General features: G+C 35.6%; 15 protein-coding genes and 2 pseudogenes. 3 read left to right on the top strand and 14 right to left on the bottom strand.

Annotated features, from left to right (window positions below; translation table 11 throughout):
* Positions 1 to 217: 217 nt before the first annotated feature.
* From J2S13_RS15515 to istA, 5 genes and pseudogenes are all read right to left on the bottom strand, one after another.
* Positions 218 to 664, bottom strand: a pseudogene (locus J2S13_RS15515) (SMI1/KNR4 family protein); the annotation flags it as partial.
* A 24-nt stretch (positions 665 to 688) separates the two neighbouring features.
* The gene (locus J2S13_RS15510) at positions 689 to 1180 is read right to left on the bottom strand and encodes a hypothetical protein (RefSeq protein WP_307258751.1); all 492 of its coding nucleotides are present in this window, start codon (positions 1178 to 1180) and stop codon (positions 689 to 691) included.
* Between the two features lie 28 nt (positions 1181 to 1208).
* Positions 1209 to 1418, bottom strand: a complete 210-nt coding sequence (locus tag J2S13_RS15505) for a hypothetical protein (RefSeq protein ID WP_307258750.1) — start codon at positions 1416 to 1418, stop codon at positions 1209 to 1211.
* A 115-nt stretch (positions 1419 to 1533) separates the two neighbouring features.
* Positions 1534 to 2303, bottom strand: a pseudogene (gene istB, locus J2S13_RS15500) (IS21-like element helper ATPase IstB).
* Complete coding sequence (istA, locus tag J2S13_RS15495) at positions 2303 to 3856, bottom strand: IS21 family transposase (protein ID WP_307258749.1); 1554 nt, start codon at positions 3854 to 3856, stop codon at positions 2303 to 2305. The pseudogene istB and the gene istA overlap by 1 nt, the downstream one beginning before the upstream one ends.
* A gap of 86 nt (positions 3857 to 3942) precedes the next feature.
* Here istA and J2S13_RS15490 point away from each other — a divergent pair, with 86 nt between their 5' ends.
* Positions 3943 to 4356 carry a hypothetical protein gene (locus J2S13_RS15490; protein ID WP_307258748.1) on the top strand — a complete coding sequence of 138 codons (414 nt, stop codon included), beginning with the start codon at positions 3943 to 3945 and terminating at the stop codon, positions 4354 to 4356.
* A gap of 111 nt (positions 4357 to 4467) precedes the next feature.
* On the opposite strand, the gene J2S13_RS15485 is transcribed toward J2S13_RS15490, so the two are convergent.
* The 4 genes from J2S13_RS15485 to J2S13_RS15470 form a co-directional block, all read right to left on the bottom strand.
* A complete protein-coding gene (locus tag J2S13_RS15485) occupies positions 4468 to 4704 on the bottom strand; it encodes a hypothetical protein (RefSeq protein WP_307258746.1) in 237 nt (78 codons plus the stop codon).
* Positions 4705 to 4765: 61 nt separating this feature from the next.
* Positions 4766 to 4951 (bottom strand): hypothetical protein, encoded by a 186-nt coding sequence (locus J2S13_RS15480; protein ID WP_307258745.1) that lies wholly within the window; start codon positions 4949 to 4951, stop codon positions 4766 to 4768.
* Positions 4952 to 5026: 75 nt separating this feature from the next.
* The gene (locus J2S13_RS15475) at positions 5027 to 5224 is read right to left on the bottom strand and encodes a hypothetical protein (RefSeq protein ID WP_307258744.1); all 198 of its coding nucleotides are present in this window, start codon (positions 5222 to 5224) and stop codon (positions 5027 to 5029) included.
* Positions 5225 to 5612: 388 nt separating this feature from the next.
* Positions 5613 to 5870, bottom strand: coding sequence for a hypothetical protein (locus J2S13_RS15470; protein WP_307258742.1), 258 nt, complete (start codon positions 5868 to 5870; stop codon positions 5613 to 5615).
* A 380-nt stretch (positions 5871 to 6250) separates the two neighbouring features.
* On the opposite strand from J2S13_RS15470, the gene J2S13_RS15465 reads away from it, so the two are divergent.
* Entirely contained in the window at positions 6251 to 7486 is a 1236-nt protein-coding gene (locus J2S13_RS15465) for an IS110 family RNA-guided transposase (protein WP_307258741.1), read from the top strand.
* Between the two features lie 245 nt (positions 7487 to 7731).
* On the opposite strand, the gene J2S13_RS15460 is transcribed toward J2S13_RS15465, so the two are convergent.
* From J2S13_RS15460 to J2S13_RS15445, 5 genes are all read right to left on the bottom strand, one after another.
* Positions 7732 to 8121 carry a hypothetical protein gene (locus J2S13_RS15460; protein WP_307258740.1) on the bottom strand — a complete coding sequence of 130 codons (390 nt, stop codon included), beginning with the start codon at positions 8119 to 8121 and terminating at the stop codon, positions 7732 to 7734.
* Between the two features lie 95 nt (positions 8122 to 8216).
* Positions 8217 to 8339, bottom strand: a complete 123-nt coding sequence (locus tag J2S13_RS16955; RefSeq protein ID WP_370874049.1) for a DUF3953 domain-containing protein — start codon at positions 8337 to 8339, stop codon at positions 8217 to 8219.
* Positions 8340 to 8733: 394 nt separating this feature from the next.
* Positions 8734 to 8913, bottom strand: a complete 180-nt coding sequence (locus J2S13_RS15455; protein ID WP_307258739.1) for a hypothetical protein — start codon at positions 8911 to 8913, stop codon at positions 8734 to 8736.
* A gap of 47 nt (positions 8914 to 8960) precedes the next feature.
* Positions 8961 to 9431 carry a hypothetical protein gene (locus J2S13_RS15450; RefSeq protein WP_307258738.1) on the bottom strand — a complete coding sequence of 157 codons (471 nt, stop codon included), beginning with the start codon at positions 9429 to 9431 and terminating at the stop codon, positions 8961 to 8963.
* Positions 9428 to 10117 carry a DUF3885 domain-containing protein gene (locus J2S13_RS15445; RefSeq protein ID WP_307258737.1) on the bottom strand — a complete coding sequence of 230 codons (690 nt, stop codon included), beginning with the start codon at positions 10115 to 10117 and terminating at the stop codon, positions 9428 to 9430. The genes J2S13_RS15450 and J2S13_RS15445 overlap by 4 nt, the downstream gene beginning before the upstream one ends.
* 655 nt (positions 10118 to 10772) lie before the next feature.
* Between J2S13_RS15445 and J2S13_RS15440 the strand changes: the two genes are divergently transcribed.
* On the top strand, positions 10773 to 11420 hold the full coding sequence (locus tag J2S13_RS15440; RefSeq protein ID WP_307258736.1) for a hypothetical protein: 648 nt from the start codon (positions 10773 to 10775) through the stop codon (positions 11418 to 11420).
* The last annotated feature ends 90 nt before the right edge of the window (positions 11421 to 11510 follow it).

Here is an 11510-nt window from a genome sequence, read left to right as displayed (position 1 = left end):
TCCTGAACTTCTATTAACATATTCCATCACCTGAATTCTATTAGTTTAGAATTCAGTATGGACACTACTATGACACTTTAAACAGCGAAGAAGCATTTGTACGTCTATTCCTGGTTTGTTCTGAGATAATTCTCTTCATTTGTTCATCAGATATTTCACCTTTAAAATACTTTTCTTGTATTTCATCAGTCTCACACATTTCAATAGAATCACTGCCTTCCCAATTCGTAAGTCCATTCAGAAATGTTTCAAAGTTAGGAGCTAATTCTATAATCTCTTCTCCATCATTTTCAATAAGGATAACAGGGGGTTCTTTATTGGTATTTCTATAATCAAAGGCAATCCAGGTATGTCCATCTCCTGAAATAAGAACTACTTCTTTCGGTAATCCCCATTCTTTAATCAAATAGTCACTTTCCAGAATCCCACCTTCTTCTCCTATCCCTCTTATATGGTCTATATAAATGTGATCATCAGCCCAAGATGTCGGAAAATCAGTGGGATACGAGTCAAAAATGATATAACCGCCATTCTGCTCTTTTAAAAGGCTTATGTAACTTTCAGGCAATTTTACTTTAAGTTTCTTTTCTACTATTGCGACAGTCTCTTTAGTTATTGGCTTTAATTTATGTTCGTCATGTTCTTTCCATATACTTTTTATCACGAATATTCCCTCTTTCAAGTTTTGTTACTTCAACAAATAAGGAGAGTCAAAACTTTCGATAAATAAACCAGATTTTATAACGGCATCATTTGACTTCATACATTCTTTCCTCGCCCCAATATACATATAATAGTCGTATCCAAAGTGAACAAAGAATTGCTTCTTAAAGCCTAATTTACACCAAATAGCATTCCGCAATGTCAATTTGGCTAACTCTCGGACTTCCTGTACAGTCACAGCTTTCCCTATCCAAATCTTTGATAAAAATTCATTATCATTTTGATTTCTAACCTCGTCAGACCATTGTTCCAAGGCATTTACATAAACTCTATTCAAACCCATTTCATCCATAAATGTAGTGATGGCATTAAGGTACTTTTCCTCCGTTATTTGATACTCCTCCATACTAACCTTTGTTCCAACCTCTGAAAAACAAGTCCATTCTTCATGGTTAAGATAACTGCCATCAACATCCCTATTTACTGGATCATTTTTTGTTATTCTCCAAGAAAACAAGCTCAACTCTCCTTCATAATCAATCAAACTATAAATCATCTAAAGCTATAACTTCACCGATTGATGCTATCACCCCGTAATCACAATCTAATTTTCCGCATAGAACATATTGTTTTTGTTCAAAGTCATATACATAGTAAGGTTTAAGCTCAAACAATTCTTTCATTTTTTCAAACGCTTCTTCTTTATTAACTGTTACTTTTTCAGGTGCTTGAAATTGGCCAAAAACTTCTAACATTGGTTTGTGTAACCGTCAAGTAGTTTTGAACACTTTTTGCTAATTAATTTTGAACACTTTTGTTATTAAATCCCCCCCTGGTTAAATGAGAGAAGGGAAATCGTGTTTTAACCTTTTAATTTTGCGAACTTTCTTTTTCAAAAATAGTGGATCGATGTTTCAATCTGTAGCTGTCATTGTCGTTTAGCTGAATCACTTCCACGCGGTGAAGCAGTCGGTCCAGTATGGCCATAGTGATTCCTTGATCCCCCATCAATTCACCCCATTCTTCAGGCCCCTTATTAGAGGTCAAAATGATGGAACTACGCTCATATAAATGGTTCACTAGATGGAAGAACAAATTTGCTTCACGTTGGTCGATGGCCATGTACATTAAATCATCAATAATCACTAAATCTGAGTCTCTTATTCTCTTAAGCTGCATTTGAGATTTCCTTATATACTCTTCTGTCTTTAGAAGATGCACAAGTTCACCCATCGTTGAAAAAGAACCTTATAACCCTTATGAATGGCTTCTATTCCTAGACCAATAGAAATATGAGTTTTGCCTGCTCCTTGGGGTCCTAATAATATGAGATTGTATTGTTGATCTAACCAATTGAGCTCTTTCAATTGATTCATCTGTCGAGTACTAAGCGATCGCTGTTCTTCAATATAAAATTCATCCAGCGTTTTATGATAAGGGAACTTGGCCCATTTCAGTCTCTTTTCCACATTTTTTTCGTCCCGTCGTTTTAATTCATACACGAGCAGTTCCTGCAGGAACTCTTGATAGGTCCATGACATCTTTTCCGCATTACGAAGTAACACTGGTAGTTCATTGGCCGTTTCTGTCATCCGAAGTAGTCGGAAATATTCCTGAAGGATATGTACGGTTCCCGTCATTATAAAACGCCCCCTAATATTTTAATATAGTCATCTATCTCCCTAGTTACTGTGGTGGTTTTTATTGCGGGGTTGATATTTTTGGACTTTTGAATCGAGGCTGGATTCGGAGTCTCTGTTTCTTTTAAGCGGGTGAGATGTTGTGCTATATCCCGGAGATCATTAGCGCTCCACATCTGATCTTGAATACAAACAGCTAGGGCATTATCTATTTCTAATCGAAAATGGGTGATAGCGTGTTGAATAACCTGAAGTTGATCCCGTATATATCTTGGATAACGGCATCCCACTTCATGGAGAAACTTCTCTGCCTTTTTTTGATCTTGAAACTGGCGAATCACGGTTTCCTTATACGCCTGAATTCCTTTGGAACGATCCCTTGTATGTTGTCGGTTCTTTATCAATTCTCCCTTTCCATGACATAGTTTGTGTCTAGCTAAGACTTCCCCTTGTGGCTCCCTTCTTATGATGAGCTCTTCCTCCTGGACTTCTACATATACCGTGTTCTCTCCCCTTGGACGATAAGTTCCAAGAGGAAGAGAATAACGATTGGATTTATATTTTATAATGTTGTCCTTATGAACGGTCCTTGATATACTAGATTCAAGAGGACTCTTGGAAGAGAGCATAGGGGAGACTGGTTGTAAGTGTTGCTTTTCGAGGGCGAACACTTCCACCGGTCTCTTTTTAGTTGTATGATGTACGTTATGATTCCCCGTCCTTTCCAACCACGCTAAGCATTTTTCATTCCAGGCCTCAAGATCGACAAATACTCTGTTTTTCGCAAAGTTCCTTTTCACGAATTTCACCACATTTTCAACTTTCCCCTTGCTTTGGGGATCTGCTTTCCTACATAAGTAGATTCTAAATCTGCGCTCTTGTTTATAGGCTTGAAATTCACTTGTCAGAATAATATCACCAGCATTTTCACTTACAGTAATAAGGTGATCTTGGTCATAGACAATTTCCTCTGGCATTCCCCCGAAAAATTGAAAGGCCTTTTCATGGCATCGTATTGTATCTCTTGTAGTAAAAGGTCGATCCATCCATTCCACATACTTATAACGAGAGTGAGAGAGGACGAAGGTAATAAAGTATAGCTTTTTATTCTTGTTCTCAGAATCCTTCACAGTGATTTCCCCCCAATCTACTTGAACCTGTTGCCCCATTGGCAATTCCTCTACAGCTTCATGAGTTCGAACACGAATGACTTTAGGAATATGATGGATATCTCTCATTTCACTTACATACGAACGAACTGTACCTCCCGAAACTTCCAATGTTGGATATCGTTCCTTGAGCCAGTCTTCAATTTGGGCGGAAGAAAGATCTGGGTGTTCTTTTAGCCAACTTAAGATTTGGTCATGATAAAGATCTAACTTTTTCCTTCTACTTCCAAGTGAAGTGATCCAATCTGAAGCTTCTTCTAAATCCATATTTAAATATTTATAAACTGTGTTTCTAGAAATGTCTAATTTTTTGGCAATAGCCGCAATTTTAAATCCCTGCTTTTTTAGTTGATGTACTTCTACATACAATAGTAATTTTTCCACCTTTCATCCCCTCCAGCTAAAACATATGATCATAAAACTATCATAGCTAAGCTGAGTCGAATTTTGGAAAAAGTGTTCAATCTTATTTGGCGGAAACTGTTGATTATAGATTAGCAGTTACAGACACCCTTAGAAAAGCTGAAAAAACTGCTAAACGTCTGAAAAGATTTGAAATTACAACTGCAAAAGATTTTACAAATGAGACTTTAAAAAAGGCATTGGGTGAGAAGAAAGCCAATTCAATTATTAATGTGCGAAAAGATTCACTTATGAATATGCACCCAGATAAACTGCAAAAAATGGCAGAGGAGGAGTTTGAAGAATACCCTTGGGAAGCGTATGAGCAAAGCCTGGAAAAATTATTGGAAGCAATGGAGGAAGAGGATTCTAACTATATTTTCGATTCTCCCCTTTTTAAAATGTCTGAGGATGAATTGTACGAACGTTCTTTATCCTATTTTGAACAGCAAGAAGATAATTTGTTCGATGATATGATTTAATAAAAGCAATAAAAGAGCATTGGTACTCTGAGTTCGATGCTCTTTCGTGTTGGTAGGAATATATTCAACTAATGCTGTCCGTTTATTTAAGTACATTTCTTGAACCAACAGTTAGCCAAAGTGTTCATGAAACCACCACACAACAAGAATGATACTTACTACTCCCCAAAGCGTAGTTCCCGCTATCCACCAAACTATAGATCGAGCCGAACCTTTTGTATATTCAATATTACTTTCTATATTTGCTTTTATAAATGCGAGTTTTTTCTCCATATTTTTCTTCATGGAAACGAGAACAGCAAATCCAATTATAATGAAACCAACAGTTAGCCAAAGTAATAAATCCACTTTTATACCCCTTTTTTATTGTGATTACGTTATTCTACAATCTCTATCCTTTAGTTAAAAATTAACTTTTTCCCCCTCTTTTCCACTCATACGGTACTTTTGACCAATTGTAGGATAAAATAAACAAGAATATTATAAAACATACCCCTATATTATCTATCCAACTAATTTCTTTTTTTAAAATTAATTGCCAAACAGTTGCTACTATAAAATATGCCAAGGGGTAACTAAGACTTTTTTTAAACATTCCAGACCTCCATAAATTTTCAAACCTTATTAAACTCTGCCATCAAGCCCTGTTATCAACACAAGTATTTGGCATCTAAACCCCATATCTTAGAAGTAAAAAACTGCCTACCCATAGAAAAATTGCAAGTTGTGTTATTACATACATTCCAAATTCAAATGGTGAAAGTTTCCTATCCCTTTTTGCTTTCCTTAACTGTCTAACATAAAATAATGAGCATAAGAGTAAGACGGCTATGGATGCTTCATATATGTTTTCTATAAGATTAACCAAAAGAAACTCCTCCCCGTTACTTGATCCAACTTTAAATATTCTTTTTAAAATTACGCTTTAAATCAAAGAAAGCAAACGTTCCACAAATTATTACCCCTGCTGATAATAACGCTGTCATAAACCAACTATCTCCCCAATTTACAACAACACTATATAAGCAACCTATTGCAACAGCTAAAGACGCATACTTTGCTCGCCATATTTAAAGTTTAGAAGCCTTTTTATTACTCAAACTTTATCCCTCTCCTTCTGGTAAAGAGTTGAGTAATTAAGCATTATTACAGTTATTCTCATTAAGTCTTATTGATGACATAATATGCAACAAGCCTACTCAACAACAAAATAAGAATCCCTTATTTCCCTATAAACACTGCCGATAGTGTGATAATCACTTTTCAGACATTGACATATATTTTGTGAAAAAAGAACCTAAAATCAATAGAATAACAGTTATTGACCAACTCATTAACCCCATAAAATCAAACCAATAAGCTAATAGGTTCGTAACAGCAATAAGATAAAAACAAATTGAGGTTAAGGCACTTTTTATCCCTGTGATACCTGCCTTTTTTCTTTTTCGAACCACAGTTGAAATGGAAAAAACTAAGGCAATTATTAGTATTATAGATAGAATAATTGGTATCACTATTCTCCCCCCTCGTATATTATGTTTAAGCCCCATTTTTAAGGGCCTATAAATTCCTATTTTCCTGTAATAATTCATCCAAATCTCTTGGATGTCCCGAGATATTTCTAGATAATGAGATTAGGATCATTTGGGACAATTCTTTTTCCCCCTGTGGGCTTAGCCACATTTAAAGACTGTTTCTCAGTGTACGTGCGGTGCTTCCTACTCGCAGGCTGTTCTCCCTGAATCTCGAACCTAGATGATAGTAGCTCTAGGGCGGCTTTCGAATCAGGGCAAGTTCTGATACACGAGGTTGCTGGTCGGCGTTCACACTAGAGATATCTCAGGGCATCCAAGAAAAACACCAATGATTCTAATTTGAAAGGAGGGGACAACCCATGAAATTATTTGTTGGTTTAGATATTAGTTCTTTTGATATTAAAGTTTGTATTTTGGGCGATGAAGGAGAAAAGCTTACTTCCTTTACCGTCTCTAACGATCTTCCAGGTGCCACACAACTCCGGGATCGTATTCTAGATTGCACCATGGACAAAGATGTTCAAACATTAAAAATTGGATTAGAATCTACGTCCGTTTATAGTTTTCATCCATCCATGTTTTTGCATAATGATGAATCACTAAAGGGCCTTGACGCCAAGGTTTTTGTCATGAATCCTAAACAGATTGCCAATTTTAAGAAAAGCTATTCGGATATGGATAAGACAGATGAGATTGATGCTTTTGTGATAGCTGACTATCTTCGCTTCGGCCGTAATTCCATGTCCGTGGTAAAGGAAGAACAGTATATTGCCTTACAACAATTGACTCGTTCTCGTTACCAACTCATCCATCAAGTGACTAAAGAGAAACAACATTTCTTACAACACTTGAGTTTTAAATGTAATACCTTTTCTCAAGAGGTGGATTCCTCTGTTTTCGGAAACGCCATGATGGAAATGTTCTCCGAAAAATTCAGCCTAGATGAACTAGCACAAATGCCATTAGAAGATTTGGCCGGTTTCCTTCAAGAGAAAGGAAAAAGCCGTTTCAACGATGCAGAATGTGTAGCGAAATCCATCCAAAAGGCCGTACGTTCTTCGTATCGCTTAGATAAGGTAGTCGAAGATTCAATCGACGTTCTCCTTGGTACATCCATTGAAGTGATTAGAACACTTCAAAAACAAGTAAAGGAGATTGAAAAGGCAATCGGACGCATCATGGCTGGCTTAGTAGAGACCCAGACTCTTCAATCCATCCCTGGTATAGGACCTGTATTCACAGCTGGTATTATCGCTGAGATCGGTCAAATTGACCGTTTTGAAGATGAAACGAAAATAGCCAAATATGCAGGTCTGTACTGGAGAAAACATCAATCTGGACGTTTTACTGCGGATGATACTTCCCTTTCGCATAACGGAAATCAATACCTAAGATATTACTTAGTTGAAGCCGCCAACTCAGTAAGAAGGCACATTCCCGAGTATCAAGAATACTACGCGAAGAAATACAAAGAAGTACCGAAACATCAGCACAAAAGGGCACTCGTTCTAACCGCAAGAAAATTTGTGCGTTTGGTCGATGCGCTACTACGCAATCACCAAATTTACACGCCGAAAAGGAGCGTAAATATATGACGCATATGCGCTATTAAATCCCTTTTTCACTTTCCAGTAAATACCAATATTTTACTGGTCTAGTTTAGTGCTGCCTTTTTTCAGATATTTGACCCTTGATAACCAAATAACTAATTATTTTTTGCTTGACATATTACCGCAGGTCTTTTAAGGTGTGTTTTTACGATTTCTTTCAACGGTAGCAAAGAACTGCAACTACAACAGTTCTTTCACTAACGCTCTCCGTTCATTGAACAATTGATACGTTACTCTAACAATTCAATAAAGAAATTTCTTATATCTTTTGGCAACTCTTCTACTGCAAGAACTTTTAATCTTGGTGTTCCTGGTGAAGTCATAACTACATAAGTTTTTTCATCATATTCAAACAAAGTGAATTGCCTTACACTACTCGCAGTCGTATCCAACCTTTTTATATAATCAAAATCTTCTTTCTTAAAATTATCTTCGTAACCCTCTAAGGTTAGTTTTTGTGCATCTTCAAAATCATCTGCAAAAGAAATCGCTTGGTATAATTCAAGTGAATTTTTAGGTGTATAAAAGTAAACATAATATATTGAACCACCCACAGAAATAAAGAATACTATTATGAAAAGAATCCAATATTTACGTTTGTTTTTCTTTAGAACCCCCATGAATTAACCCCCTTCATAATCAACTTTTCTATAATAGCCCATTATCCTTATTAAACAATTCTGCTTGTTAGTAGATTATTGCTTCTATTAATTTATCAAAATACCTTTAACAGCAACAAAAAAATGAAGAGCGATACGCACAAATAGAAGATACCCCCCAATAAACTCTGAGTTCTTTTATATTCTCGCAACCCTATTACAATGAACATTGCACTCATAAGTATTAACATCAATGGTTGCAAGTTGAAGTTTTCCGTAGCTAAACTGTAAATACTAATTATTAAAACAAAGATTGCAAAAATTATTTGAAATATCATTAGAATATCAAACTTTAATTTCGCCATTTTTTTGCCTCCACCAAAAGCCATTACCTTCAAAAGATACCCTACTTCAATATAATACTCTTTACTTTAATACGTTTAAGATGCATTAGCGTTTCAACTTTTATCCATTTACAATTTCAATTCAATAATAGGATATCCCCTCCTATTTAAGTAAACTCCACCTTTAGTTACATTACCTCTAAAATAAACAGAACCAAAAATTAAGGGGGATAATAAGAATCTTCAAACAATTGGAGTTGTACTCAATCAACATTAATTTTGTAACTATCTAATCAATATCCTCTATCTTGTTCCCGTCTTCATCGATTTGTACTGTTCCACCACCAAAATACCACCCTCTTGCCTCAACAAACTCGATAAAGGCATTCCAAAACTCTGCATGTCCAACATCTTTTCCGTCATTTCCAAAAACACACCCATTTATTTCAACGCCTACTGTTTTTTTCACCATAAACCCCTCCTAATTTTAAACAAAGTTATCCAAATAACTTGACGTTAATCCCATTGATTAAAAACAATCTCACCAATTGTTCTTGGTTTCCAGTAAGCTACTTGTTTCAATTCTGCCTGATTCAATTCATTCTCATTTAACAGACACGTCTTAGCACCTAATTTAAGTGAAACGGGTTTATTCAAATCTCTACAACTTAGCACTTGATAAGATGAACAAAACTCCTCTGACAATTTAGGTTCGTCTATAAACGTTATGTTATCAAAATCAACATAGGAGGCAAAAGCAACAATCGGATAATATTTGTTAAGCAAAATGTGGAGCTTCGTACCCTGCAAACTAACTTCTACGTCAATGAAGTTTCCATGGCAACATTGATCTTTGATTTCTACAACTGTCCCTTCAATACGAAATAATACAGAAAAACATAATTGCTTAAACTGCTTTTGATCTACTATTGGTATCTGTTCACTTTTCGCATCATGAAAACCTGTAATTCCTTCACGTAGAATCATAAGCTCACTCCAACATTAAATTTTAAATATACTCGTTCACTGAAACAACGACCGCACTCTTTCTCGGTCATATTCTCCAATCCTATCATAGTTTTTTCATATAAGGGGCGTATGGTTTCCTTATCCTTTGCAACGACTTCACAGCCTCTATCATCGTAAATAAAGAAGATGATATCCTTTGTAGCATTGATAAAAAAAACATCAGGGTAGTAAGCACAATCTTTTGATCCAAACTTTGGTTTCAACGTAAAATCCTCATGGCAAATCGCCTTGATTAGCCAATAATAGCGTATGTCCTGCTTTCGGCACTTCAAAGAAAATCGCAACGTTTGAAATTGATCCGCTTCCTCCTCGCCATCAAACACATATGGCAACGTTTCTTGTTTCAGTTTATATTTTAAACTCTTATCCTTTAGGTAACGAGAATACAGCTTTAAACGAGGCGTTCCATTTCTTGACGACTTATGCCGATAGACATTCGTTACAAGAAATATATCATCTTCATCAGCAAATAAACTTTCGAATATGGTGGTTGCCTGCTCATAAACTCGATTAAACCTGTTCATGTTATAACTATCATCATCTAAAAATTGATACAGTCCCCTGGCAAGTTCAAAATGAATTCCAATTTCACATTGGTAGTAAAGACTTGGTTTTAGCGTAAGTTCAGGGAAAACATTATCCATGTATGTATTTAACTCCATATAGGGATTCACTACTTTCATTTTAAAGGTAATAAGATGGCTGATACAGCAAATAAGCATCTTATCCAACATATTAAATTGTACCATTGTTTGACAATGAGGTTCTTGTACATCTATGGATTGATATGGGTTATTCGCCGAATGTATGGAAATCAACAATATCAAATGGACTGTTGACAATTGTCAAACCAATTTACTTGATCTCTGGGGATTTGGATAATATAGTCTGGTAGCTCTTCACAACCTGTATAGGTTGTCCGTTAAAAGTAAGGTTTTAGTTTAATAACATATATCCTTTGGAGTTTGAAATGAGGATTACGCAATGTCTGTAAGACAACTAATGGAATCTGCAATGTCAAATTAACATATAAGATAGTAAGCAATCTCATTATGATATTGATGGAAGAACTCAAAGTATTTGCAACATATATATTAATAGTGAATACTTGTACCGCAATTGAAACTCCTCCGACACTTAGAGCGATAAGGATTTGAGGCGATTCCATTCATTCATTTTTGCGTTTCTTGATCTTCCTTGTACTCAAACCATATACAACCGTTTTGCCGTATTTTCTCTTCCGTAATTTGCTTATAATTATTCTATAAACAAATAAAAACAAAGGAGAGTTTTTACAATATGAATCAGGAAAAACTGTTACAACGATTAAACAGCATCCCATTAAATGTAAATGTTAAACTCATGGAATTAAAGTTGAATGAATATCTCGAAAATATATGGCGGGCAAGTGAATGGGTTAAAATTGAGTTAGAATCAATTGGTCTATCCGTTGACGAGGATTTTATGGAAACAAAGAACATAGTTCGATATATCAAAGAATACCTTATCGTTAAGTATAGGGATGCACGTTATGCAAATGGGGAAATTCAGGATAATGATTTAAGGGAAGAATTCCCAAATGATTTTCTTCTTGGTAATTTCATTGATTATAAAGCAAACATCTCCCTCAGAAAACGCCTCGAATCTTTACTAAAGCATGTAAAAGATGGGTACATCCAACCTACGTTTGCCATCAATTCTGCAAATAGCATTTACACCTCGAAACCCGCTATTCAAATCCCTCACTCTGACCTCGCTCTTTACCTCGACTGTGACTTGCACCATTTTGATTCACTTGAAGAAGCTATGAATGCAATATCAAATGCAAAAGCTGACTCAGAAATCATCACCGTTATTAAGAAAACTGTTTATTTCAGGACTCCCAAATATTATGAGGAAAAAGAAAGGAAACGACAAGAAGCAATAAAAGTCATAGACGAACTCTGAATAGGTTACACTTAGTTGGACAGATTTGTTAAGGTCATATAAACTTGATTCAACAAAAGTCGGAGGAGAATCAACTATGGCCAAAAGAGA

Source organism: Oikeobacillus pervagus, assembly GCF_030813365.1.
Classification (GTDB): domain Bacteria; phylum Bacillota; class Bacilli; order Bacillales; family DSM-23947; genus Oikeobacillus; species Oikeobacillus pervagus.
Note: the sequence above shows the minus strand (reverse complement) of the source record. Positions and strands in the feature narration are given on the sequence as shown.

Excerpts from the sequence above, each read along its gene's own strand:
- J2S13_RS15505 (WP_307258750.1), bottom strand. The coding sequence starts at position 1,418 with ATGTTAGAAGTTTTTGGCCAATTTCAAGCACCTGAAAAAGTAACAGTT.
- J2S13_RS15480 (WP_307258745.1), bottom strand. The coding sequence starts at position 4,951 with ATGTTTAAAAAAAGTCTTAGTTACCCCTTGGCATATTTTATAGTAGCA.
- J2S13_RS15465 (WP_307258741.1), top strand. The coding sequence starts at position 6,251 with ATGAAATTATTTGTTGGTTTAGATATTAGTTCTTTTGATATTAAAGTT.
- J2S13_RS15460 (WP_307258740.1), bottom strand. The coding sequence starts at position 8,121 with ATGGGGGTTCTAAAGAAAAACAAACGTAAATATTGGATTCTTTTCATA.
- J2S13_RS16955 (WP_370874049.1), bottom strand. The coding sequence starts at position 8,339 with ATGAGTGCAATGTTCATTGTAATAGGGTTGCGAGAATATAAAAGAACT.
- J2S13_RS15450 (WP_307258738.1), bottom strand. The coding sequence starts at position 9,431 with ATGATTCTACGTGAAGGAATTACAGGTTTTCATGATGCGAAAAGTGAA.
- J2S13_RS15445 (WP_307258737.1), bottom strand. The coding sequence starts at position 10,117 with ATGGATAATGTTTTCCCTGAACTTACGCTAAAACCAAGTCTTTACTAC.
- J2S13_RS15440 (WP_307258736.1), top strand. The coding sequence starts at position 10,773 with ATGAATCAGGAAAAACTGTTACAACGATTAAACAGCATCCCATTAAAT.